Source organism: Candidatus Thioglobus sp., assembly GCA_028228555.1.
In the GTDB taxonomy this organism is placed as follows: domain Bacteria; phylum Pseudomonadota; class Gammaproteobacteria; order PS1; family Pseudothioglobaceae; genus Thioglobus_A.
The window spans coordinates 62,730-87,331 of the sequence record JAOJBP010000002.1 but is presented as its reverse complement, the minus strand read 5'-3'; the positions used below and the strand labels follow the sequence as shown (position 1 = coordinate 87,331).

The following is a 24,602-nucleotide window of genomic DNA, read 5'->3' as shown; positions in this document are numbered from 1 at the left end:
TTCTTGTATTTTTGTCGCAATCTATTTTTGCCAAAACCCTACCAGCTACAAATTTTCAAGTGACACATGATTTCATTAACAAGATGGTTAAAGAGCATCATTTTAGTAAAACTGAGTTGGTTTCAATTTTCTCTCAAGTTAATTTAATCGTTGCAGAAAAAAAACCTAAATCCACTATCAAAAAACCTAAAGCTAAAACTATGTCTTGGGATAAATATCGCTCATTATTTATCACTGATAGTCGTATAGAAAATGGTGTTGAATTTTGGAAAAATAATCTTAAAGCTTTAAAACGAGCTGAAAAGAAATATAACGTTCCTCAAGAAATTATTGTGGCTATTTTAGGTATTGAAACTAACTATGGTGAAAATCAAGGCCAGCATTTTGCCTTAGAAACCTTGGCCAGACTATCTTTTGGAAATCATCGTCGTAAAAAATTCTATCAAAGAGAACTTAAAGAATTTTTATTAATGTCACGCGAAAATACACTACCACCACTTTTAATCAAAGGTTCTTATGCAGGTGCCATGGGCTATGGACAATTTATCTCTAGCTCTTATCGTTATTATGCTGTGGATTTTGATTTTGATGGAAAAACAGATCTATTTTCCAATCCTGTTGATGCGATCGGTTCAATTGCTAATTATTTTGACAAGCATCATTGGCATGATTTTGGCCCTTATGCTCGTCCAATCACACTGACAGATTCACAATTAAAATATGCAAAATCTAGCACTAATAAGCCTAAAAAAAATGCTCAATATTGGCGTAGCAATGGCTTTGATATAGATGGCGACATTGGCGATGAAACCAAAATTTCCTTTATCAAACTACCACAAGACAATAAGTCAGAAACCTGGTTGACTTTTTGGAATTTTTATATATTAACCCGTTATAATCATGACAATAGATATGCAATGACTGCTTTCCAATTATCTGACAAACTAACGCAACGATTTAATCAAACCAATCCATAAAATTATGCACTTTCCAAACTTATCAAAACTTCTAATTCTTTCTGTTGCTAGTCTTGCATTTAATGCGCAAGCAGCAATTTTTATAACACCTAAAGCGCCAGATATTGGTGCTGCTGCATACACAGTATTAGATTTCAACTCTGGAAAAACACTTGCTAGTCATAATGCAGATGTAAAGCGCTCACCTGCTAGTCTAACTAAACTGATGACTTCTTATGTCGTTTTTCAGCTTATTAATGATGGACGTGCAAGTCTTGAAGATGAGGTTCGAATTAGCAAAAAAGCTTGGAAAACAGGTGGATCAAAAAGTTTTATTGAAGTTGGAAAAAATATTAAACTAGAAACTCTTTTAAAAGGCATGATTATCCAGTCAGGTAATGATTCTTCTGTTGCATTGGCAGAACATATTGCTGGTACAGAGGGTACTTTTGCAACTTATATGAACGAATATGCTCGCGAACTAGGTATGAAAAATTCTCGTTTTGAAAATGCCTCGGGTTTGCCTAACAAAGATCAATACACTACCGCTGCTGATATGGCGATTTTGTCAGCTGCAATTATTCGTGATTTCCCTCAATTCTACCCATGGTATTCTCAAAAGGAATTTACCTATCATGGTATTAAGCAACGTAATCGCAACAAACTACTTTGGAGCGATCATACGGTTGATGGACTTAAAACTGGCCATACTAAAAAAGCAGGTTACAATCTCGTTGCAAGTGCCAATCGTGTTGGAATGCGTCTAATTTCAGTTGTGCTTGGCTCAACAGGTGTCGAAGCGCGAACAGCGCAAACACAAAAAATTCTGGATTATGGATTCCGTTTCTTTGAAACTCAGCGACTAAAAGATATCAATAAAGAAGTTCCTATTAAAAGTGCTACTAAAGATTCACTTAAAGTGGGCACAACTAGCCAAGCAAGCTTCACCCTAGCACGTGGTCAATTTAAACTATCTGACCAAGTTATTCAGCTTAATAGCGAGCTATCAGCTCCCGTCAAAAAGGGTGAATCAATTGGTAAATTGTTAATTCAGTTTGAAGGCAAAACCATCGCAAGTGTTCCATTAGTTGCTCTAGAAGATGCCGAGCAAGCTGGGTTTTTCTCTCGCATGCTGGAGAAAGTTGGGCTTTAATGGTCTTTCTTAACGGAGAATTCACCCCTAAAGATCAAGCCTGTATCTCTGTTATGGATAGAGGCTTTTTATTTGGAGACGGTGTTTATGAAGTTATCCCTGTTTATGCTGGCAAAATTTTTCGCTTATCTGATCATCTTGCCCGCTTACAAAACAGCCTAGATTCAATTCAAATTAGTAATCCTTATACGCCTGAGAAATATCAAAGTATTTTTGAGCAGCTACTTGAACAATCACCAAACTCCAATCAAGCCATTTATTTGCAAATTACTCGGGGCGCAGATACGGTTAGAAAGCATAGTTTTAATGAGCTAACACCCACTGTATTCATAGAATTAAATCCTATAACTCCAAGAACAAAAACTGAATTAGAGAATGGTTTTCACGCTATTACTCAGCCAGATTTCCGCTGGGAAAGATGTGACATCAAGGCGACCTCACTTTTAGCGAATATCATATACTCTCACCAAGCAAAACAAAGTCAGGTAGAGGAAGTCATCCTACATCGTGACCAAATTATGACTGAAGGTGCAACCTCTAATGTCTTTACAGTTAAAGGCAATACGTTATTTACACACCCTACTGGCCAGCATATTTTATCTGGCATTACCCGAGATCTAGTAATTGAAAGCGCTCATCATTGCGGGTTAAACATTAAAGAAGCTGCAACGAAAATCGATGACTTGTTTAGTGCTGATGAGGTTTGGATTTCCAGCTCAACTCGCGAAGTTATGCCTATTACCAATGTAGATTCAAAACCCATTAATAAAGGCAAAATTGGCCATCATTGGTCACAAGTTTACGACCATTATCAAATTATTAAAAGTGTTTGACACGCGCTTAGATCAACTTGAAGATTGGTTGGAAATTTTCTTTGATGATGCTAATTTCACCATCTCTAAAGCTAGTGATGATGCGAGCTTTCGTCGATACTTTCGCATTGAGCGCAGCAACCTATCATTTATTGCCATGGATGCGCCTCCAGACAAGGAAAACTCTGAGATTTTTGTAAAAATTGCCAAACTATTAAGACTCAACGGCATTTATGCGCCTAAAATTATTGATCAAGATTTACAACAAGGTTTTTTACTTATTGAAGATCTAGGTTCTATAACTTTTCTGCAAGCGCTCGACAAGTCAAATACTCTTAATTTATATCGAATGGCAATTGATGAGCTTATCAAATTACAAACCATAGATTGGCATAAACAAGCGCTTAATCATTATGATGAATCACTACTAAAAGCTGAATTACAACTTTTAGTAGAATGGTATTTGCCGAAAAATATTGAGCAACCTTTGCTTAATCAATTACATCAGCTATTTAATGAATTGGTACAAAATTCTCTCAATTCTCCGCAAGTTTTTGTTCATCGAGACTATCATTGCAGAAATTTAATGATAACTAACAATAAACTTTCAGTTATTGATTTTCAAGATGCAGTTGTCGGCTCCAATAGTTATGATCTAGTTTCTTTATTAAAAGATGCTTATTATGAACTTGAAACTAGTGAATTACATACTTTGCTGACTGACTATCATACTCAGGCAAAAATCGCCATTAGCTTTAATGAATTTGAAAAGCAATTTGACTTAATGGGCTTACAGCGCCATTTGAAAATTTTAGGAATTTTCAAACGTCTCTCAATACGTGATGGCAAGCATCAATATTTAAAAGACATTCCATTAATTGAAAAATATGTCCTACAGATAGCTGACAAATATCCAAATTTTATTTACTTAAAAGACATTATCAACTTAACAAAGGTAGACCAATGAAAGCCATGATTTTAGCCGCAGGCAGAGGTGAGCGCATGATGCCACTCACTAAAACCACCCCTAAGCCCCTTTTGAAAGTTAGAGGCTTAACGTTAATCGAGCACTCAATTATGGCACTTAAAAAAGCTAAAATAAGCAATATTATTGTAAATGTTGCTTATTTGGGGTGGCAAATTAAGGCTTATATTGGTAATGGATCAAGGCTTGGTGTCAAGGTTACTTATAGTGATGAATTTTCTGGTGCACTTGATACTGCTGGTGGCATTATCAAAGCATTGCCACTATTAGGAAAAGAGCCGTTTGTTGTTATTAATTCTGATGTGTTATGTGATTATGATTTATCCAAACTTGCCCTTCCAGTTGATTCACTTGCTCATTTGATATTAGTAGACAATCCTGAGCATAATACAACTGGTGATTTTTCTCTAACAGATGATCACCAGGTGTCAATCAATCAATCTAACGATCTGACATTCTCTGGCGTTGGCATCTATCATCCTAATTTTTTCAAACCATATACATCTACTCCAGGTCAGCTAGCGCTTTATCCATTGCTTAAGGACGCTATTGCTAACAATAAACTCAGTGCAGAGCATTATGATGGCCATTGGCAAGATATTGGAACGCCAGAGCGCTTAGAGCAGGCTAATTTTCGCTAGAATTAAGAAAAATCCGGCGTTTTGAAAATTTGCCAAATTTTTTATCAATATCTCAATAACTCGCTTTTTGTATTTAAAAAATTCATAGAACAAGTTGTTTTTAGTCCTATTTAAGCTAAAAAACCGCTTTTAATGTCTTTTAAAGAGGATCAAAATCACAAAAATAGTAGAATTTAGCCAGCTGTTAAGTCATTTGCATTATTTTGGAAATTTTAAAAATGAATTTGACTTACTAAAGCTGATAGCCAATAGACAATCCAACCAATATCAGCACGGCTCCGGTAAATCTATTTAAATACTTAACTTTATCGTTATCAACCCACTTTCTAATATAGTTTGATAAAGTGGCATAACCGAGCATAATAAATATATCAACCACCAGTAAAGTGACAACTATGATGCTGATTTGGCTGGATTGATCTAACTCTGGCTGAATAAATAGAGGAATGAATATAATTAAAAACACGGTCGCTTTAAGATTTAACAAGTTAATAAAGCTTGCTTTTAAAAAATGCTTATAAGCAGTAAATTTTTCACCCGTTTGGTTGTAAGCCAAATCAACATATTCAGGCTTAGCTAACCACTGTTGAAGTCCAAGTACTACAAGATATACAACACCTACCCATTTAATCGCTGCAAATAAAAACTCATTGGAAGTAATGAAAAGCCCTATGCCGATTGACACAAATACAATTTGCACACCATAGCCAATCTGTAAACCTATAATCGTATAAAGTGATTTTTTAAAGCCATAGCGAATACTCTGATTAATGGTTGTAATAGCGCCAGGGCCTGGGGAAAGACTGATAAAAAAGGATGCAACGATTAGACTAACCCAAGTTTCGATACTCATATGTTTTTAACGCTTCTAAAAGATTGCTGCATGCTTGTGAAATAATCAAAATTTGATTAATTTTAAAACAAAAACATACTGGATAAATTGTTGTTAAGTTTCTTTCATAAAAGCGCTTTTCAAATTAAATAACGGCGTCACTCTTTTTATCAAAAACCTAGTCATTTATTTCGCGTAAAATAAATTTTGGTAGCACTAAGGGTGCGCCGACAATGAATGGTTATGAACTCCGCCAGGTCCGGAAGGAAGCAACGGTAATAATTTTTTCAGGTGTTGGATGTTATTCTTGGTGCTGCCACTTTTAAATTATCCTTTTAAGCATGAGTGAGCATTATCAAGTCCTAGCCCGCAAATACCGCCCGCATACGTTTGGCGAATTAGTTGGGCAAACTCATGCTAAAAAAACCCTAGTCAACGCGCTAGATGCTAATAACTTACACCACGGTTTTTTATTTACTGGTACTCGTGGTGTCGGAAAAACTACCATTGCACGCATCTTTGCCAAATCCATCAATTGTGAAGTAGGTGTTAGTTCTTCGCCTTGTGGCCAATGTGCAACTTGTATCGAAATTGACAAAGGTCAATCAGTTGATTTAATCGAGCTGGATGCAGCTTCGCATACTGGTGTCGATAACATGCGCGAATTGTTAGAAAATGCGCAATATATGCCAACTAAAAATCGATACAAGATTTACTTGATCGACGAGGTTCACATGCTCTCTAAAAGTAGTTTTAACGCCCTACTTAAAACGCTTGAGGAGCCGCCAGAACATGTTAAATTCTTACTAGCAACAACAGACCCGCAAAAGCTTCCAGTCACTGTTTTATCTCGTTGCTTGCAATTTACCCTACAACAACTAACCCATGATGAGATCTTAGGTCAACTAAAATTTATCATGAATACTGAGGGTTTGAGTTTCGAAGAAGCTGCGCTTAATCAAATTGCTGATTTTGGTAATGGCTCAATGCGTGATGCACTTAGCTTACTTGATCAATCGATTTCATATGGAAATGGCACAGTAACTAGCAAAGACATTAAAGCAATGCTTGGCTTGGTTCATCATGATGATATCCTTACATTAGCCAAACATTTGTTTAATCAAGATGCAAAAGCGGTGATTAAATTTATTAGAGATTTAGCTCATCGTGGTGAAAATCTAACTAATGCTTTAAAAGATCTAAGTTCTTTATTTCATCAAATCTCATTAGCCCAAATTATTAATGACGGAGTAAGTGATGACATTCAGGAGCTAGCTGCTCATATCTCTAATCAAGATTTACAGATTTTTTATCAAATGGCCATTGATGGCGGACAAAATATGCCTCTGGCACCAAGCGAACAAATTGGCTTTGAAATGACTCTTTTAAGAATGATTGCTTTCCATAGTGATATTGATAACCAAAATCCTATAGAAAAAAAAACTCTAAAAATCGAGCCTAAACGCCAATCTGATAATAACATCACTGAAGCGTTAGTAACTCCGATAACCAAAGAAAAGTCTTCAAAATCCAAAGCTTCTAGTGAAATTTCCGAAATTAGCAATCAGCAAGAATGGGAGACTCTTAGTCAATCGCTTAATCTTTCTGGTGGTGCAAAAATGTTAGTTAAAAACACCTTGTTTACTTCTTTTGCCAACAATACACTAACACTTGCACTTGACGAACAGTTTGCTAATCTACTCAGCGAACACGTACAAAAAAACATACTTACAAGTCTTCAAGCTCAATACCCAAGCCTAACTTTAGCGATTGACTTGAATAAGCTCACAGAACAAACCCTTGCACAAAAAGAAACACAAGCTCATAATCAATATTTAACTAATATTCAGCAAGAGTTTTTAAATAACGAAATAGTGCAAAAATTAGAGCAAGCGTTTAACGCAAAAGTTGACATTAATTCAATTAAAGAGATAACCAAACACTAATCAAAGGAGTTACTTATGTTTAAAGGTGGAATGGCTGGAATGATGAAAAAAGCCCAGCAAATGCAGGACAATATGCAAAAAGCACAAGATGAAATTAAAACCTTAAGTGCAACTGGGCAAGCAGCCGGCGGCGCAGTTCAAATCACGATAAATGGCGAACATACGGCTACAAATATTAAAATTGATGAAATGGTGATGGATGATAAAGATATGCTCGAGGATTTAATTCTGACCGCAATGAACGATGCCGCCCAACAAATCTCTAGTGCATCTGAGGCAAAAATGAAAGGTGCAACCGGTGGAATGAATCTACCTGGTGGCATGAATTTGCCGTTTTAAAGGTTTATTCTTAACTTATGATTGAATCCCTCAATAAAGCTTTTTGCGCCTTACCAGGCGTTGGAAGTAAAACTGCACAGCGTTTTGTTTACCACCTATTAGAGCGCAATCGAGATGGTGGCTTTGAGCTTGCTAAAGCTTTGGTTGATGCAATGGAACATGTTCAGCATTGTCATTCTTGCAGAACTTTAAGTGAAAAAACTCTGTGTAATATCTGTGCCAATACAGTGCGTGATGATACTCAGCTTTGCGTGGTGGAAACTCCAGCTGATATCCATGCTATTGAACAAAGTGGCGTTTACAAGGGAAAGTATTTTGTACTAAGTGGCTATCTTTCCCCTATTGACGGTATTGGTGCTAGTGAGCTTGGCCTAAATGAACTTGAACAAAAATTACAAGATCAAAAAGTGGAGGAAATTATCTTAGCGACCAATGCAACCGTTGAAGGCGAGGTAACCGCGCATTATATTAGCAACATGGCTAAACAATTTGATGTGCAAATTACACGCATTGCTCACGGTATTCCTATTGGTGGAGAGCTGGAATATGCGGATATTAATACCATCGCCCATGCTTTATCTGGTCGAAAAAACTACGACTAAATTTATTTCATCTAATACCTGTTAGAATTTTTTAGATAGTAGCTCGATTTCGTAGCCGTCTGGGTCTTGTAAAAAACCTACAATCGTATCACCTGCATTCATCGGCCCCGCTTCTCTAATAACCTTTGCGCCCTGCTCTTTGGCTTTAGCTACCGCTTCGTAAACATCATCAACATTAATGGCAATATGGCCAAATCCAGTACCAATTTCATAATCATGCTTACCCCAATTGTATGTTAGCTCAAGAGCAGGATGAACAGATTCAGGTCCGTAACCTAAAAAAGCCAATGTAAACTCTCCCTTGGAATATTCTTTTTGACGTAACAAACTCATGCCTAAAACATGCGTATAGAATCCAATTGATTTATCTAGATCGCCAACTCTAAGCATTGTGTGCAAAATTCTCATAATAACTCGTTTATAATCCAAAGACTCATTATTATAATCGCCAAATCAATGACAGACAGCTTCTCCCACTGGGACAAAGTTTATACCACTAAAAAACACGACCAGGTTAGTTGGCATCAAGATCGCTCAACTATCTCACTGGATTGGATTTTAAAATACACTCAGCAAGATGATGATATTATTGATATAGGGTGTGGCGTTTCAAGATTGGCAGATAATTTACTTAGTGAAGGTTATAGTAAGCTATCATTGCTAGAGATTTCTAAAAATGCCATAGAGGCCATCCAAAAAAGATTGGAGTCTGAAAAAGACCAAGTGAGTTTTTATAATCAAGATATCTTGGAATTTTCTTCAAAAAAGCGATTTAAACTTTGGCATGATCGAGCTGTTTTTCATTTTCTAACTAATCCAGATGATCAACAGATTTACATTCAAAAACTTTATGATTATCTTCAAAAAGATGGTTATTTCTTACTAGCAACCTTCTCTCTAGATGGGCCTACAGAGTGCTCTGAATTAAAGGTTATGCAATATGATGAAAAGAAAATTACACAATTATTAGGTCAAAGTTTTAAACTTATCAAAACTACTACTGAATCACACCCTCATCCTAATGGCAGCTTTCAAAAATTTAATTATTTTTTATTGCAAAAAAAAGTAATTAAATAATAAATTTATTTATATACAGCATGTTTTTTTATTTTTGAATATTGATTAAATCAGCTCGAAACCGCTGCTTTTGACCATATTCATCAACAAATATTAAGAATTCAGCACCTTTTTGAGTAACAAGATCAATCGGCTTGATTCTAACTAATTTACCTTCAATAACAACCATCATCGATTGAGCGCGCATAATAACCAGCTCAAAAATACTATGATCTTCACAAGAGATTTTTTGATATATGCTCATTTTGACTTGATCAGTGCTAATTTGACACTTCTGTCCATTTGTTTGATTTCATACTCGCGTTTTGATGCCTCAGACCTATCCTTCATTACCTCTTGATAAACCAGCCGACAAGGTGCGTTGGCTCGAGTGTATTTCGCCCCACCCTTAATATCGCCATTATGCTGGCGTAAACGCCTAGATAAATCGTTGGTAATTCCGCAATATAACGAGTTATTAGCACACTTTAATAAATACACCAACCAAGTTTTATTATCCAATTTATTAATCCCTTTATAGTATAATTGCAAAGTTTAATCCATCTTTATAAATTAATGGAAAAAACCTACAACCCTGAACAAATTGAAGCGAAATATCGAGCTCTTTGGGAAGATAAAAATCTATTCTCGTCTGATGCAAATTCTACCAGTGAGAATGCCTATTCAATCATGTTACCGCCGCCAAATGTTACTGGCTCATTGCACATGGGGCACGCTTTTCAACACACCATCATGGATGTACTCACCCGATACCATCGAGGCAAAGGTGAGCAAACCCTTTGGCAGCCTGGCACAGATCATGCAGGCATTGCAACACAAATGGTGGTTGAACGCCAACTAGCTGCTAAAGATATTACTCGTCACGATGTAGGTCGTGAAAAATTTATTGAAAAAATCTGGGACTGGAAAGAACAGTCTGGTGACACTATTACCTCTCAAATGCGCAGACTCGGCTCATCAGTTGATTGGGAAAAAGAACGTTTCACCATGGACGAAGGCCTATCTGACGCTGTTAAAAAGGTATTTGTACAACTGCATCAAGAAGGTTTGATTTATCGAGGCAAGCGCCTGGTAAATTGGGATCCTGTTTTGCATACTGCCGTCTCTGATCTTGAAGTTATTAGTGTTGAAGAGCAGGGCTCTTTATGGCATATGCGCTACCCTCTTACCAACTCTGATGAAACAATGGTGGTGGCAACAACTCGCCCGGAAACCATGCTAGGTGATAGTGCTGTAGCAGTTCATCCAGAAGACTCTCGTTATAAACATCTGATTGGTCAGACTATTGATCTGCCATTAACTGATAGAAAAATTAGTATTATTGCTGATGATTATGTAGACATGGAGTTTGGTACGGGTTGTGTAAAGATCACCCCTGCTCATGACTTTAATGACTATGAAATGGGTCAGCGCCATAATCTTGAAATTATCAACATCCTAACAGATGATGCCAAAATTAACGATGCTGTTGATACGCCATACATTGGCATGGATAGATTTGATGCACGCAAGCAAATTATTAAAGATTTAGATGAGCAAGGTTTATTGGAAAAAATCGAGCCACATAAACTTATGGTACCTCGTGGTGATAGAACTAATGCAGTGATTGAGCCTTATATGACAGACCAATGGTTTGTTAAGGTAGCCCCATTAGCAAAACCTGCTATTGACGCGGTTAAAAACGGAGACATTCGCTTCATTCCAGAAAACTGGAATAAAACCTATTTTAATTGGATGGATAACATTCAAGACTGGTGTATCTCTAGGCAAATTTGGTGGGGTCATCGCATCCCTGCTTGGTATGATGCTGACGGTAACATTTTTGTTGCCAACTCTGAAGAAGAGGCTCAAACCCAAGCTGGAGAAGGTGTTAATCTTACCCAGGACAACGATGTACTAGATACTTGGTTCTCTTCTGCACTTTGGCCTTTTTCAACGCTAGGATGGCCAGAAAAAACACCAGATCTTGCTAGATTTTATCCCACCAATGTATTAGTCACTGGCTTTGACATTATCTTCTTCTGGGTAGCCAGAATGATTATGTTTGGGCTTAAATTTACAGACGAAGTGCCTTTTAAAGATATTTACATTACTGGTCTTATTCGAGATGGACAAGGGCAAAAGATGTCCAAATCTAAAGGTAACGTGCTTGATCCAATTGATCTTATTGATGGTATCTCTTTAGAAGATTTACTAACAAAAAGAACCCAAGGTATGATGCAGCCAAAGATGGCTAAACAAATTAAGAAGCAAACTCAGCAAGAATTTGCTGATGGAATTCCTGCTTTTGGTACCGATGCCCTTAGATTTACATTTGCTGCACTAGCTTCATTTGGCCGTGATATTAAGTTTGATTTAAAGCGAGTTGAAGGATATCGTAACTTTTGTAATAAGCTTTGGAATGCTTCTCGTTTTGTTTTAATGAATCTTGAAGGGGAAACTATTAATCCATCAGCACAACTTTCAACTGCCGATAAATGGATTTTATCTCGCTTGCAAGATACCAAGGCTAATGTTAAAAAACACCTAGATAGTTATCGACTTGACTTAATGAGCCAAGAATTGTATGAATTTGTTTGGCATGATTATTGTGATTGGTATTTAGAGTTATCTAAGCCACTATTACAAGATGATAAAACTAAAGCTGGCACACAAGCAACTTTGATCAAAGTGTTAGATGAAATGGTTACCTTACTACACCCAATCATTCCATTTATTACCGAAGAAATCTTTGAGCAGTGCGATACCATTTCAGGTGGCGACAGTATCAGTCTTATGACGCAGTCATATCCAGAAGTTGATCAATCATTAAACTCTAAAGACTCTGAAGCAGAAATTAAATGGCTGCAAACTTTCATTCTAGGTATTCGTAAAATTCGTGGTGAAATGAATATTCCACCTTCTAAGCCACTACCTTGTTTTGTACAAAATTTCAGTCAATCTGATGAGCTATATTTACAAAATAATGCAAATATCTTAAATGCTCTTGCTAAGATGCAAAGTATTGATAAACTTAACACTAATGAAGAGGCGCCAGAATCGGCAACGGCATTAGTAGGAGAAATGAAAATTTTAATCCCATTGGCCGGATTAATCGATAAAGACCAAGAGATTATTCGACTCAGTAAAGAAATTGAAAAATTAGAAAAGCAAAAGGTGCAGTTTGAAGGTAAATTAAACAATGAAAAATTTGTTTCTGGAGCGCCAAAAGCCATTGTAGATGTTGAACGTGAAAGACTTAACGCCACACTTGTTGCTATTGGCGATTTAAACGAACAATTAGATAAAATATCAAAATTATAATATGAGAATTAAATATCTGAGCGTCACCTTATTACTACTAAGTTCACTAGTGGGTGCACAGTCATTTATTTATATTACGGATCAGGTGGATATCCCAATGCGCTCTGAGAAAGTTTTTGGTGACAACATTGTGCGTTCACTTCCATCTGGATCTAAAATGTCAATTCTTCAGGCGACTGAAGATGGTTGGACTCAAGTCAAATTTGAAGGGTCAACTGGTTGGATTATCTCTCGCTACTTGTCTAATAATCCACCTGCAAGAGCTCAATTAGAAAAACTTAGACAAACTTATAACGCTAATAAGTTACTCTTGATTAAGCTTTCTAAAAGTAAAACTGAGCTTGAGTCTGAAGTGCAATCATTAAAAGTGGAAAATACTAAGCTATCAATTAAAACCAGTAAATCTATAGCTGAAAAAGAGCATATTGAAGAAGTCTATAAAGATGCCTTAAAGCTAGAACATTCTAATGAAAAGCTGATTACTAAAAATCTACAGCTAAAATCTGAAATTCAATTACTTACAAACAACAACACTGCTACGCAAGATTCCAGCTCTAGAAACTGGTTTATTGTGGGTAGCTTTGTTTTATTTTTTGGAATCTTAATTGGCTTTATTTTTCCAAACTTTGCCAACCGCAGGAGATATTAAATGAACTTATTAAAAACCGCACTAACATTTGACGATGTATTGTTAGTACCAGCACACTCGACTACTATGCCTAAAGAGGTTAGCATGTCAACAAAGCTCACTAAAAATATCACCTTAAATACGCCAATTTTATCAGCGGCAATGGATACGGTTACCGAGGCAAAGTTAGCTATCACCATGGCTCAAGAAGGTGGTATTGGCATTATTCATAAGAACATGTCTAGTGAAGAACAAGCCAATGAGGTTCGCAAGGTCAAGCGTTTTGAATCTGGCATTATTCGTGAGCCAATTACAATTAATGCTGAAGCGAGTATTAGAGATGTATTAGACAAGCAAAAGAAACACAAAATCTCCGCCCTTCCTGTTGTTAAAGGCAACACGATTGTCGGCATGATTACAGGTCGTGATGTTCGTTTTGAAACCAACCTTAATGAAACGGTTGCCAACTTAATGACGCCTCAGGACAAGTTGGTTACAGTTACGGAAGGCACGGACATGTCTGAAGTTCGCGCACTACTGCAACAACATCGTATTGAGCGCGTTGTTATCACTAACAATACTTTTGATCTTCAAGGTATGATCACGGTTCGTGACATTCAAAATTCAACCGATCATCCAAATGCTTGTAAAGATGAACAAGAACAATTACGTGTTGGCGCTGCAGTTGGTGTGGCTTCAGGCACAGGTTCTCGTATCGATGCATTGGTGGAAGCTGGTGTTGATGTTATTGTTATCGATACGGCTCATGGCCATTCTCAAGGTGTACTTGATCGCGTTAAAAAAACCAAGATCAAACACCCAAATTTAAACATCATTGCGGGTAATATTGCCACGGGTGCCGCTGCACTTGATCTTGTAAAAGCAGGCGCAGACTGTGTTAAAGTTGGTATTGGCCCAGGTAGTATTTGTACAACCAGAATTGTATCGGGTGTTGGCGTTCCACAAATAACAGCTATTTCTGATGTTGCAGACGCACTTAAAGGCACAGGTATTCCTTTGATTGCTGATGGCGGTATTCGTTACTCGGGTGATATCGCCAAGGCTTTTGCTGCTGGTGCTTATAGCGTTATGCTTGGCTCAATGCTTGCAGGTACTGAAGAATCTCCAGGTGAAATTGAACTTTACCAAGGTCGTGCTTACAAATCTTACCGCGGTATGGGCTCTATTGGCGCCATGAATCAAGCACACGGCTCATCTGATCGTTACTTCCAATCAGACTCTAAAGCAGATAAACTAGTTCCTGAAGGTATTGAAGGACGCGTTGCATTTAAAGGCTCTATTCGCCCTATCATCCATCAAATGATTGGTGGTGTTAGATCTTCTATGGGTTATACAGGTTGTGAAACACTTGAAAAAATGCGAACTAACTCTACCTTTGTACAAGTAACTTCAGCAGGCATGGTTGAATCACATGTTCATGATGTGAGCATCACTAAAGAAGCGCCAAACTATCATCAATAATTCTTAGATATTTATAGAATAAGAATTTTTAGATAAAGAAAATCTTTATCATGCTGTTTTGTCACTTGGTGTTTTTATTGCCTCTAAAACACCATCCCAAAATTCCACTCTAGCTATTACAGCTTCCTGTGCAGCGTCTATTGACTCTTGCACTTTCTCCTCATTGCTGTCACATAATCCATTAAGCAATCTTAACGAAAGTGGTGCGTGGAAATCTTCATCTAGATGAATATGCCTGTTTAGATAATAATGAAAAATTGGCGCCTGAGTCTCAGATACGCCAATTTTTTCCAAAATTGAGCGAAACATGCAAGGAATTATATGCTCTCTACCTAATGCCAAAGCAGCCGCCACTTGATGGGACTTATCACTTTGTATAAATTGAAATGTTGTTGATGTAAATATTTTAGAAGGTTTTGGAATATCGTGAGATTCAAGCGCTATATCAACACCTTTGTCTCTAACGGTTTTAATAAAAGCTTTAGAGGCAGATGTATCAGCACCGATTTCCTCCATAGCTTTATGGTAAAGCTCAAAATGGCTTGAGTATTCACCAGGAATATTAGTTTCATCAGACTCCTCTTCGAGTACCAATTCATTAATAAACCTTCTAACATCACCCTCTCCTCTAGGAGTCCATGGATACTGAGTAGGTGCAATGGTGTATTGCAGATATTTTATAAGAGACATAAAATCCCAAACAGAATAAATATGATGCTCCATAAAGCATTGAAGATCTTCAATCGTAGAAACGGCATCATATATTGGATGATCTTCTAGCTGACTTTTAAAAGAGGCGATGATATTGCTATTGATTTTTTTTGACATAAGTTTTTTATCGTTAATATGAAACACAGTGGTCTAAAAAATCTAAGACTAGATTTATAAATTAAACCACCAATATACTGCTTATTTATAGATGCAAGCAATCAACATATTTTTTTCTATTTTGCCTTGATTTTTATGAGCCTAATCTCTTTTTAACCCGCTAATTTAAAGTGATATTATTAGAAAAACCAAGGGTCTAACACTCACGCCTTTAAGCGAAGTATAATAAAATGATAAGTAATTAATCTAGGCAAAGAATGGAGATGGTAGTGATTATTAGTAAAATTCAGCATAATATAAAACAAAGTATAATCATCTTTTTAAAATCTCAGCTGGTCTCAATATGCAACTGATCGAACACTACCAGAATTCTGGCTACGAAGCTGTTGCTGACGCTATCATGGACTTTTTTGATCGACGTAAAGATCTACAGCGTCCCGGTGTAGTTTTTGGAGCAGGTGGCAATGACACAGAGCCAGCTAAAGTCTCAACAGATATTAGTCTCGTTTCTATCAGTCGCTCTGACCCTGAGGCATTCGCACTTGGAGATCTAATCGTTCGTGGCGTGTCAGCAGGACTAGAGCGATACTTACAAGAACGACCTTTTTTTCGCCAGGTTTGTCCAGACCAGGAATTATTTGTAATGCCTATATTTAACTTACAGCGCTATGCTCCCGGTGAGGGTTTTCGTCAGTGGCACTGCGACTGGACAATTAGTGACGAAGTCACTGAGCCAGAGCATCGAGTACTGGCCTGGATCCTATATTGTGACTCTGTAACAGAAGCTGGTACCGAATTTCACTGGCAAAAGCATCATGAGTTGGCAGAGCGTGGAAAGCTTCTGATTTTTCCAGCCTCCCCCTCTCATATTCATCGTGGACGGGTGAATAATGAACTAAGCAAAACGATTGCCACTGGCTGGATCAATGCCGGGTCTCGTGATAACTTCTTAAAACGTCTGGATCGTTAATAAAGCTGAAATAATCTAATTTTTTAAAATTAACAATCCTAGTTATTACATGTAACCATTTACAAGCATTATGATTAACAATAAAACATCTTGATACATTTTGGAAAAATATCTGAGCAAGAATTTTTAACTGATTATTGGCAAAAAAAACCTTTGCTTATTAAACATGCTTTGCCAAATTTCATTTCTCCAATTTCACCTGATGAGTTAGCAGGTCTCTCACTAGAGGAGGAATTTGAATCACGCCTCATTACAGGATCTACTATTAATCAGCAGTGGTCTCTAACTCAAGGCCCATTTTCAGAAACTACTTTTGAAACATTGCCAAAGAAAGAATGGACGCTTCTAGTTCAAGGAGTTGATCGTCAACTTGATGAAGTGCATGATTTGATTAAACATTTTGATTTCATCCCACGTTGGCGTTTTGATGATGTCATGATCTCTTACGCCGCTCAAGATGGGAGTGTCGGCCCTCATTTTGATTATTATGATGTATTTCTACTCCAAGGCAGTGGTCAGCGCCACTGGGCACTAAGCTCACAGTTTTGCACACTTGATAATTACTTAGAAGGTATGCCACTAAGGATTATGGATAAGTTCGTGCCAGAGCAAATTCTTATCGCTGAGCCTGGTGATGTTTTATATGTACCGCCCAAAATAGCACATCATGGCGAAAGCATGAGCGATGACTGCATCACGCTTTCTTTTGGCTATCGATCTTATAGTAATCAGGAAATGTTTGGTCATTCTGACACTCATAATACGCACAATCAATACTATCAAGACCCAATATGGGTCAACACTAACACCCCTGCACTCATTCCAGATTCCGCTATACAAATGGCTAATAAAACTTCTGAAATTAGCGCCATTGATTTTGCTAAATTTGTAACCAAGCTTGATACCTTAGATGTTCAAATTTTGCAGCAATTTGAATATACTCAGCAAGGTATCGAATTCGAACCTGGTCAAATATATCAACTACATTCAGCATGCAAAATTGCTTATTTATTATCAGATAAAGAGATTCAAATCTTTCTAAATGGTCTGCCAATCAATGTCAGAGAAACTGATGTAAAAAGCTTAATTGATTTTTGTAACAAGAGAACGCTAAGTGCTAAAAGCCTTCCTACATTAGCACAGCAGCTATTTAATTTAAACATGGTGTATGAAATTTAAACAAAAATATATAAAGCCTGTTTATGGCATCTTTATATCTGTAGTTGCTATTTGGTCAACCACACCGTTAGCAATTCAGTGGTCAACTATAGGCTCAAGTTTTAGTTTTAGTGTTGCCAGTAGAATGCTTCTTGGTTTGATATTTTGCATACTGATATTACTTTTCAAACAACAAAAACTATCATTAGATAAACAATCCCTGGCTAATTACTTTTATGCCGGAGCGGGTATTTTTATAACCATGAGCCTGGTTTATTACTCAGCTCTTAGTATTCCATCAGGGCTAATATCTGTTGTTTTTGGACTAACACCCATTATTACGGGCGTATTTGCACTAATACTTCTTAAAGATAGTTTTTTCTCATTGGGAAAAATGATCGGTCTTTTATTAGGCCTTGCAGGTCTTTTTATGATTTTTAAACATTCCTTTGTTTTTGCAGAAACATTATTAACCGGTCTTATAAGTGTTACTTTAGCAATGACTTTTCAAGCATTTATTTCCGTTAAACTTAAAAAAATTAATTCACAAATATCTGCTTTAGAAACGACAACCGGTGCACTTATTGTTAGCGTACCTCTGTTTATTATTAGTTGGCTTGTACTTGGTGGTGAAATTCCTGAAACTAGCTTGAAAGCGGCACTATCGATTGGATATTTAGCTTTTTTTGGTTCCGTTATTGGTTTTATGTCTTATTATTATTTAATTAAAAATGCCAGTGTTAGAGTGGTTGGTATTGTTCCTCTAATTACACCAATATTTGCGCTATTACTAGGCTCATCACTTAATAATGAGCAGTTAAGTATTGCCCAAATAATTGGCATTAGCCTGGTTTTATTTGGTCTTGCTATCTATGAATATGGCGAAAAAATTTTAAAAAAAACCGCTTATAAAAGCGGTATAAAATAAAAATTTACTTGCGACTTAACACGGGTGAATCAAATTTCAACCCCTCCCAACCATAGGTCATGAAGTTTCGAATATTTGCATGAGAGTTACTTTCAGGTGTATTAAGGACATCTTGATAATATTGTCCAAAACAATGTAGCGTTTCTAGTTGGGATAATTGGTGAATAGCGGCAAAACAAAACAATTTAGCACTACCTTGATTTTCATCAGCAGAATTTTCAGTTTCACCATTACTAAAGCTTACTGGTGTGTAATCATAATCATCATCAATCAACTTGATTAGATCTTCAAACCTCATTCTTGCACCAGATCTTAACTCTTCTAAATATTCTTCTTGTGTCACCCCTACTCTCCTCTTTTAATTAGCCCTTTTTAATTACACCGTCATTGGATTTGGCTTGTTGATATTTATACCGTATTTTTCAACTGCCTGTGCAATAACTGAAGCATTCATTTGACCTTCATCAACTAATGCCTTTAAAGATGCTAACACAACATAACTGGCATCTACCTCAAAAAAGGTTCTGAGTGCTGCTCGGGAATCAGAACGACCAAAACCATCTGTGCCTAAAACTTCATAGCGATTTGGTACATATTTACGCACTTGCTCAGCATAATTTCGCATGTAATCAGTTGCAACAATAATTGGGCCTTTTGCATTTTCTAGACATTGCGTGATGTAAGGTACTTTTGGTGTATCTGTACTAAAACGATTAACACGATCAATGGCTTGTGCTTCACGAGTGAGTTCGTTAAAGCTCGTAACTGACCAAACGTCTGATTTCACACCCCAATCATCTGCCAACATTTGTGCAGCAGCTTCAACTTCTCTCAAAATCGTTCCAGAACCCATTAGCTGAACTTGTAAATCCCCTGTACCCACTGTTTTAAGTGCATACATGCCTTTTATAATACCTTGTTCAGAGTTTGTTGGCATTTCAGGATGAGTGTAAAGCTCGTTCATGGTTGTAATGTAATAGAAAATATTTTCATTCTTTTCATACATTCTTTCTAAGCCACTACGCACAATAACAGCAAGCTCGAAGGCATAAGTAGGATCATACGAAACACAGTTTGGAATGGTGTTTGCCACTAAGTGAGAATCACCATCTTGATGCTGCAAACCTTCACCATTTAGTGTTGTACGCCCTGCTGTACCACCTATTAAGAACCCCTTAGCTTGCATGTCACCTGCTGCCCAAGCCAAATCACCGACACGCTGGAATCCAAACTTAGAGTAGTAAATATAAAATGGAATCATCGTAACGTCATGCGTTGCATAACAAGTTGCAGCGGCGATCCAATCAGAGATTGCGCCCGCTTCATTAATACCTTCTTGCAACACTTGGCCTTTTTTATCTTCCTTATACCACATAACTTTGTCAGAATCTTCTGGCTGATACAACTGCCCAGAAGCTGAATAAATACCTAGCTGTCTAAATAAACCCTCCATGCCAAATGTACGCGCTTCATCTGGCACAATTGGTACAATTTTAGGACCTAGTTGCTTGTCACGAACTAAAAGAGTCATGATACGATTTAGTGCCATTGTAGTTGACATCTCTCGATCGCCACTAGATTTTAATAATGCATCAAAGGCACTTAATTCTGGCGCTTTAATATCTTCTAAATTAAAAGACCTTACTGGTAAAGAACCACCTAATTTCTGGCGTCTTGCTTTCATATACAGCATCTCTTCACTATCTTCTGCTGGCTTATAAAAGTTAAGCTCTTTAACATCATCTTCTGTGACTGGTACATGAAAACGCTGAGCAAAACGTTCAACCTGCTTAAGGCCTAATTTTTTCTGTGAGTGGGTTGTGTTTTGACCTTCACCAGCTTCGCCCATACCATAACCTTTGACTGTTTTAGCTAAAATAACGGTTGGTTTGTCACTACAAGCCTTAGCAGCATGATAAGCCTGGAACACTTTATATGGATCATGGCCACCGCGATCAAGACCATAAATCTCATCGTCAGTCATATGCTCTACCATAGCTAACAACTCAGGATATTTTCCAAAAAAGTGCTTACGTACATAAGCGCCATCTTTTGCTTTATAAGCTTGATATTCTCCGTCAACCACTTCTTCCATGCGTTTTCTAAGAAGTCCGTCAGTATCTTTAGCAAGCAATTCATCCCATCTACCACCCCAAACTACTTTAATAACATTCCAACCTGCGCCACGGAACATGCCTTCTAATTCTTGAATAATCTTGCCATTACCACGCACCGGTCCATCAAGGCGTTGAAGATTACAGTTAACAACAAAAATAAGATTGTCTAATTTTTCACGACCAGCCATAGAAATAGCGCCTAATGACTCTGGCTCATCTGTTTCACCATCGCCCAAATAAGCCCAAACGGTACGTTTATCTGTTTGCTTGATTTCACGATGATGTAAATACTTCATAAAACGCGCTTGATAGATTGCCATAATCGGCCCAAGACCCATAGAAACCGTAGGGAATTGCCAGAAATCTGGCATTAACCATGGGTGTGGGTAAGAACTCAATCCACCTTCACCAGTCTCTTGACGGAACTTCAACATTTGGTCTTCAGTAATGCGCCCCTCTAAAAAAGCACGCGAATAAATACCTGGAGAAATATGTCCTTGGAAAAAGATTAAATCTGCGCCTTGTTCTGCATCAGGACCACGATAAAAATGGTTAAAGCCTACTTCATATAAGGTTGCACTGGATGCAAATGAGGCAAGATGTCCGCCTAATTCATACGGTAATTGATTAGCTTTAACTACCATTACCATTGCATTCCATCGAACCATAGCTGAGATTCTTGCCTCAACATCTACTTTAATATCTGTAGCAATTTCTTTATCTTTAGCAATACTGTTTAAATACGCTGTGTTAACACCTGTTGGCAATTCCATGCCGTCATGGTGTGCCATGTCTGTCAGTTGATTAAGGATGAACTTAGCTCTATCTTGCCCCTCAAAACGGGCAACAGATCTAAAGGCTTCTAACCATTCTAGGGTTTCAATTGGATCTATGTCTTGATTATTCATAATATGATATTTTTTAAAAATTGATTAATTATCCCAAACTTATATGTCAGTAAAAATTTACTTTAGAAAATACTTTGTAAACAACAATGCACCAATAAAGCCAATAGATCCAAAACCAATTTGCCATAATTCATTCTTAGGAAATAGCTCTGCACCAATCAAGGCACCCATAAAAAGCGCCAACAATGGAAGCATATATAATTGAAACGCTCTGTAGAATAATTCTGAAGAAGAAATTTGCATGGTGACAAAATCTCCAACAGCGACACCTTTCTCTAGTGGCTTATTAAATGTCGTGGCATGACCAAAAGCATTCGCGAGAATACCTGTACCACATCCAGCACTAGCAGAGCAACTATGACACCCACCAGATCGATTAATCTTGAGCACCATGGTTGTATTTTCAATTTCGATTACTTCAAATTTTTCTTTCATTGCGCTTAAAATAGACAACTTAACTTTCACTATTTTAGCCCCTTATGAGCATCTCACCATCAATCTTCAAGGCTTACGATATTCGCGGCATTGTTGAGCAAGAATTAACTCCTGAAATCGTTAAATTGATTGGCCTTGCCATTGGTAGTGAATCTATTGAAAAAGGCGAGAGAGGCGTTGTAGTTGGTCGAGATGGACGATTAAGCGGTCCAAGTCTCATGGAATCTTTAAAAGCAGGACTTAAACAGAGTGGTTGTCACGTGGTCGATATTGGCATGGTTCCTACACCATTAGTCTATTTTGCAACATACACAAAAGCTGCCACCTCTGGAGTAATGATTACTGGCTCTCACAATCCGCCAGAATACAATGGCTTTAAAATTATGATTGCTGGAGAGGCGCTTTCAGGTGAACGCATTCAAGAATTATATCAACGCATTAAAAATGCCGATTTCACCTCAGGACACGGAACCTCTACCAAGGTTGACATTGAAAGTGATTATATTGATCGTATTAAGTCCGATATTAAACTTAGCAAACCACTTAATATTGTAGTAGATTGTGGCAATGGCGTTGCTGGCAATATCGCACCAAAATTATTTGAACAATTAGGTGTTAAGGTAAATAAATTGTTTTGTTTGATTGATGGTAATTTCCCTAATCACCATCCAGATCCCTCCAAGCTTCATAACCTAGAAGATATTATCAAAGAGGTTATTGATACGGGTGCAGATATGGGTTTTGCCTTTGATGGTGATGGTGATAGACTTGGACTCATTGACAATAAAGGCAATGTGATCTGGGCTGATAGGCAAATGATTTTATATTCAAGAGATATACTTAAGCGCAACCCAGGCGCCAAAATCGTCTTTGACGTCAAGTGCTCATCACTACTACCAAAAGATATTAGTGAACATGGTGGTGAGCCTATCATGTCTCGCACAGGGCACAGCTTCATTAAAGCCAAACTTAAAGAAACTGGTGCTGCGCTAGGTGGTGAAATGAGTGGACATGTTTTCTTTAAAGAACGCTGGTACGGTTTTGATGATGCACTTTATACCGGTGCAAGATTATTAGAAATATTATCAAAAACAGATCAAACTTGTGAACAAGTTTTTTCTAATTTGCCTGATAGTGTTAACACGCCAGAGATTAACATTCACTTTGATGAGCAAGGTCAGCAGTTTAGTGCAATGGATAAATTGTCTAAACACGTAAGTTTTGATGGCGCCAAAATTACGACTATTGACGGTGTACGTGTCGATTACCCTAATGGCTGGGGCTTGGTTCGCCCTTCCAATACAACGCCTTGTTTGGTATTGCGATTTGAGGCAGATGACGAAAAAACCTTGAAAGAAATTCAAGAAAAATTTAGAATTTGGCTAGAAAGTAACGATATTTCAACTAAAGACTTTTAATTATCATTATTTCTTAAATTTTTACATTACTACGAAAAATTAGCTGATTTAGCTTAATAATTAACTAAAAATAGCTTTTTTTCACTCTAAAAATCATATTTTTGTCTATTTTTAGGCATTAAAACTTACAAAAACTCGATTTATAAGAATTAATTAGAGTTTTTATGGCTAATTCTCAAAATTATCCAAAAATTTCTTTTGATAATTTTGAAGTAATGCTGTATTTAACCTCTTTATAAGTAAACGATAAATGATTTGCATGAAGCATTAAACGATTAGCGCCTGTTAGCTCCACTCTTTTCTCAATTGATAAATTTTTACATAAATAATCATTAGCAACGGACTCATCTACCCCGTAAATCGGATCTCCTAAAATATTATGATTTATTGAATCAAGATGTACTCGAATTTGATGTTGCCTACCTGTTACTGGAACTGCTTTAACCAGAGTGGTGTTATTATTTTTGTTAAATTTTAAAGGCTGTATATGCGTAACAGAGACTTTGCCTTGTGGTTTTTCACACGTCATTTTGACATCAATCGTGCTGTTCGCTTTAGATATTAACTTATCAATAGTAATCAATTCTTTCACATGACCCTTAACTAAGGCCAGATATTCTTTGGCGAACTCTCTTTTTTCAAACATAGTTTTTAAGAGTGTACTGGCTGGTTTATTTTTAGCCACAAGGACTAATCCAGAAGTTTCGGCGTCAATTCTATGCGCTAAATCTGCTTGCTCACCAAAATGATACCTAATTTCATCTAATAGGCAATAAGCGGTTGTTTTTCTAGTGGGATGAACCATTACGCCAGAAGGCTTGTCAAACACAGCAAAATCTTGGGTTTCAAAAACAGGGTTTAACCCTCTGGTATGACCTTCAAAAACTGCAACTTGCACATACTCACAATTTAGGATATGGCCATTTTCCAGAGGGTTATTCTGATCGTCAAAAACTCTTTTTTTGGATAAAAGTTTTTGAGAAATAGAAGAGGATAATCCAGCCTCATCAAGTAAAAATTGTTGAATTTTTTTACCTTGAATTGCCTGATATTTTTTAAGTACAAAGGGCATATTTATACAGCT

General features: G+C 37.1%; 25 protein-coding genes and 1 other RNA gene. 17 read left to right on the top strand and 9 right to left on the bottom strand.

Translation table 11 applies throughout. The annotated features are described in order from the left end of the window. Positions 1-11: 11 nt before the first annotated feature. The 5 genes from mltB to N9Y32_02100 are packed head-to-tail and all read left to right on the top strand — an operon-like array spanning position 12 to position 4,547. The gene (gene mltB / locus N9Y32_02120; GenBank protein MDB2589805.1) at positions 12-977 is read left to right on the top strand and encodes a lytic murein transglycosylase B; all 966 of its coding nucleotides are present in this window, start codon (positions 12-14) and stop codon (positions 975-977) included. A gap of 4 nt (positions 978-981) precedes the next feature. Further along, positions 982-2,109, top strand: coding sequence for a D-alanyl-D-alanine carboxypeptidase (locus tag N9Y32_02115; GenBank protein ID MDB2589804.1), 1,128 nt, complete (start codon positions 982-984; stop codon positions 2,107-2,109). Beyond that, the gene (locus N9Y32_02110; protein MDB2589803.1) at positions 2,109-2,942 is read left to right on the top strand and encodes an aminotransferase class IV; all 834 of its coding nucleotides are present in this window, start codon (positions 2,109-2,111) and stop codon (positions 2,940-2,942) included. The genes N9Y32_02115 and N9Y32_02110 overlap by 1 nt, the downstream gene beginning before the upstream one ends. Further along, positions 2,935-3,888 carry a phosphotransferase gene (locus tag N9Y32_02105; GenBank protein ID MDB2589802.1) on the top strand — a complete coding sequence of 318 codons (954 nt, stop codon included), beginning with the start codon at positions 2,935-2,937 and terminating at the stop codon, positions 3,886-3,888. The genes N9Y32_02110 and N9Y32_02105 overlap by 8 nt, the downstream gene beginning before the upstream one ends. Next, positions 3,885-4,547: a nucleotidyltransferase family protein gene (locus N9Y32_02100; protein MDB2589801.1), complete on the top strand. Its 663-nt coding sequence runs from the start codon at positions 3,885-3,887 to the stop codon at positions 4,545-4,547. Before N9Y32_02105 ends, N9Y32_02100 begins: the two co-directional genes overlap by 4 nt. A gap of 232 nt (positions 4,548-4,779) precedes the next feature. Here the strand turns inward: N9Y32_02100 and N9Y32_02095 are convergent, their stop codons facing one another. Continuing rightward, complete coding sequence (locus N9Y32_02095; GenBank protein ID MDB2589800.1) at positions 4,780-5,400, bottom strand: LysE family transporter; 621 nt, start codon at positions 5,398-5,400, stop codon at positions 4,780-4,782. 196 nt (positions 5,401-5,596) lie between these two features. Between N9Y32_02095 and ffs the strand changes: the two genes are divergently transcribed. From ffs to recR, 4 genes are all read left to right on the top strand, one after another. Further along, an RNA gene (ffs, locus tag N9Y32_02090) (signal recognition particle sRNA small type) lies at positions 5,597-5,692 on the top strand. Positions 5,693-5,720: 28 nt separating this feature from the next. Beyond that, on the top strand, positions 5,721-7,325 hold the full coding sequence (dnaX, locus tag N9Y32_02085) for a DNA polymerase III subunit gamma/tau (protein ID MDB2589799.1): 1,605 nt from the start codon (positions 5,721-5,723) through the stop codon (positions 7,323-7,325). A gap of 15 nt (positions 7,326-7,340) precedes the next feature. Beyond that, positions 7,341-7,664: a YbaB/EbfC family nucleoid-associated protein gene (locus N9Y32_02080; GenBank protein MDB2589798.1), complete on the top strand. Its 324-nt coding sequence runs from the start codon at positions 7,341-7,343 to the stop codon at positions 7,662-7,664. 17 nt (positions 7,665-7,681) lie between these two features. Beyond that, positions 7,682-8,266, top strand: coding sequence for a recombination mediator RecR (gene recR, locus N9Y32_02075; protein MDB2589797.1), 585 nt, complete (start codon positions 7,682-7,684; stop codon positions 8,264-8,266). Between the two features lie 21 nt (positions 8,267-8,287). Here the strand turns inward: recR and gloA are convergent, their stop codons facing one another. Then, positions 8,288-8,674 carry a lactoylglutathione lyase gene (gene gloA / locus N9Y32_02070; protein ID MDB2589796.1) on the bottom strand — a complete coding sequence of 129 codons (387 nt, stop codon included), beginning with the start codon at positions 8,672-8,674 and terminating at the stop codon, positions 8,288-8,290. 48 nt (positions 8,675-8,722) lie between these two features. Between gloA and N9Y32_02065 the strand changes: the two genes are divergently transcribed. Further along, a complete protein-coding gene (locus tag N9Y32_02065) occupies positions 8,723-9,343 on the top strand; it encodes a class I SAM-dependent methyltransferase (protein ID MDB2589795.1) in 621 nt (206 codons plus the stop codon). A gap of 28 nt (positions 9,344-9,371) precedes the next feature. Here N9Y32_02065 and N9Y32_02060 read toward each other — a convergent pair whose 3' ends face one another. Both N9Y32_02060 and N9Y32_02055 read right to left on the bottom strand, forming a co-directional pair. Continuing rightward, complete coding sequence (locus tag N9Y32_02060; protein MDB2589794.1) at positions 9,372-9,587, bottom strand: transcriptional antiterminator, Rof; 216 nt, start codon at positions 9,585-9,587, stop codon at positions 9,372-9,374. Then, positions 9,584-9,844, bottom strand: a complete 261-nt coding sequence (locus tag N9Y32_02055) for a GIY-YIG nuclease family protein (GenBank protein ID MDB2589793.1) — start codon at positions 9,842-9,844, stop codon at positions 9,584-9,586. The genes N9Y32_02060 and N9Y32_02055 overlap by 4 nt, the downstream gene beginning before the upstream one ends. A 54-nt stretch (positions 9,845-9,898) precedes the next feature. Here N9Y32_02055 and N9Y32_02050 point away from each other — a divergent pair, with 54 nt between their 5' ends. Genes N9Y32_02050 through guaB form a run of 3 tightly spaced genes read left to right on the top strand, consistent with a single transcriptional unit; the run spans position 9,899 to position 14,756 of the window. Then, positions 9,899-12,646 carry a valine--tRNA ligase gene (locus N9Y32_02050; protein MDB2589792.1) on the top strand — a complete coding sequence of 916 codons (2,748 nt, stop codon included), beginning with the start codon at positions 9,899-9,901 and terminating at the stop codon, positions 12,644-12,646. Between the two features lies 1 nt (position 12,647). Continuing rightward, on the top strand, positions 12,648-13,295 hold the full coding sequence (locus N9Y32_02045) for a TIGR04211 family SH3 domain-containing protein (protein ID MDB2589791.1): 648 nt from the start codon (positions 12,648-12,650) through the stop codon (positions 13,293-13,295). Next, a complete protein-coding gene (guaB, locus tag N9Y32_02040; protein MDB2589790.1) occupies positions 13,296-14,756 on the top strand; it encodes an IMP dehydrogenase in 1,461 nt (486 codons plus the stop codon). Positions 14,757-14,804: 48 nt separating this feature from the next. Here the strand turns inward: guaB and N9Y32_02035 are convergent, their stop codons facing one another. After that, positions 14,805-15,584 (bottom strand): DUF3050 domain-containing protein, encoded by a 780-nt coding sequence (locus tag N9Y32_02035; protein MDB2589789.1) that lies wholly within the window; start codon positions 15,582-15,584, stop codon positions 14,805-14,807. Positions 15,585-15,927: 343 nt separating this feature from the next. Here N9Y32_02035 and N9Y32_02030 point away from each other — a divergent pair, with 343 nt between their 5' ends. The 3 genes from N9Y32_02030 (at position 15,928) to N9Y32_02020 (ending at position 18,640) form a co-directional block, all read left to right on the top strand. Further along, entirely contained in the window at positions 15,928-16,554 is a 627-nt protein-coding gene (locus N9Y32_02030; protein MDB2589788.1) for a 2OG-Fe(II) oxygenase, read from the top strand. Between the two features lie 90 nt (positions 16,555-16,644). After that, entirely contained in the window at positions 16,645-17,733 is a 1,089-nt protein-coding gene (locus N9Y32_02025) for a cupin domain-containing protein (GenBank protein MDB2589787.1), read from the top strand. After that, entirely contained in the window at positions 17,723-18,640 is a 918-nt protein-coding gene (locus N9Y32_02020; GenBank protein ID MDB2589786.1) for a DMT family transporter, read from the top strand. The genes N9Y32_02025 and N9Y32_02020 overlap by 11 nt, the downstream gene beginning before the upstream one ends. A gap of 4 nt (positions 18,641-18,644) precedes the next feature. Here the strand turns inward: N9Y32_02020 and N9Y32_02015 are convergent, their stop codons facing one another. From N9Y32_02015 to N9Y32_02005, 3 genes are read right to left on the bottom strand one after another with little or no spacing between them, the layout of a single operon-like run. Continuing rightward, a complete protein-coding gene (locus N9Y32_02015; protein ID MDB2589785.1) occupies positions 18,645-18,983 on the bottom strand; it encodes a HopJ type III effector protein in 339 nt (112 codons plus the stop codon). Between the two features lie 33 nt (positions 18,984-19,016). Then, positions 19,017-21,665, bottom strand: a complete 2,649-nt coding sequence (gene aceE / locus N9Y32_02010; protein MDB2589784.1) for a pyruvate dehydrogenase (acetyl-transferring), homodimeric type — start codon at positions 21,663-21,665, stop codon at positions 19,017-19,019. Positions 21,666-21,722: 57 nt separating this feature from the next. Next, positions 21,723-22,100, bottom strand: a complete 378-nt coding sequence (locus N9Y32_02005) for a SoxR reducing system RseC family protein (protein ID MDB2589783.1) — start codon at positions 22,098-22,100, stop codon at positions 21,723-21,725. A gap of 44 nt (positions 22,101-22,144) precedes the next feature. On the opposite strand from N9Y32_02005, the gene N9Y32_02000 reads away from it, so the two are divergent. After that, positions 22,145-23,518: a phosphomannomutase/phosphoglucomutase gene (locus tag N9Y32_02000; protein ID MDB2589782.1), complete on the top strand. Its 1,374-nt coding sequence runs from the start codon at positions 22,145-22,147 to the stop codon at positions 23,516-23,518. A 181-nt stretch (positions 23,519-23,699) separates the two neighbouring features. Here N9Y32_02000 and N9Y32_01995 read toward each other — a convergent pair whose 3' ends face one another. Continuing rightward, positions 23,700-24,590 (bottom strand): RluA family pseudouridine synthase, encoded by an 891-nt coding sequence (locus tag N9Y32_01995; protein MDB2589781.1) that lies wholly within the window; start codon positions 24,588-24,590, stop codon positions 23,700-23,702. Positions 24,591-24,602 lie beyond the last annotated feature (12 nt).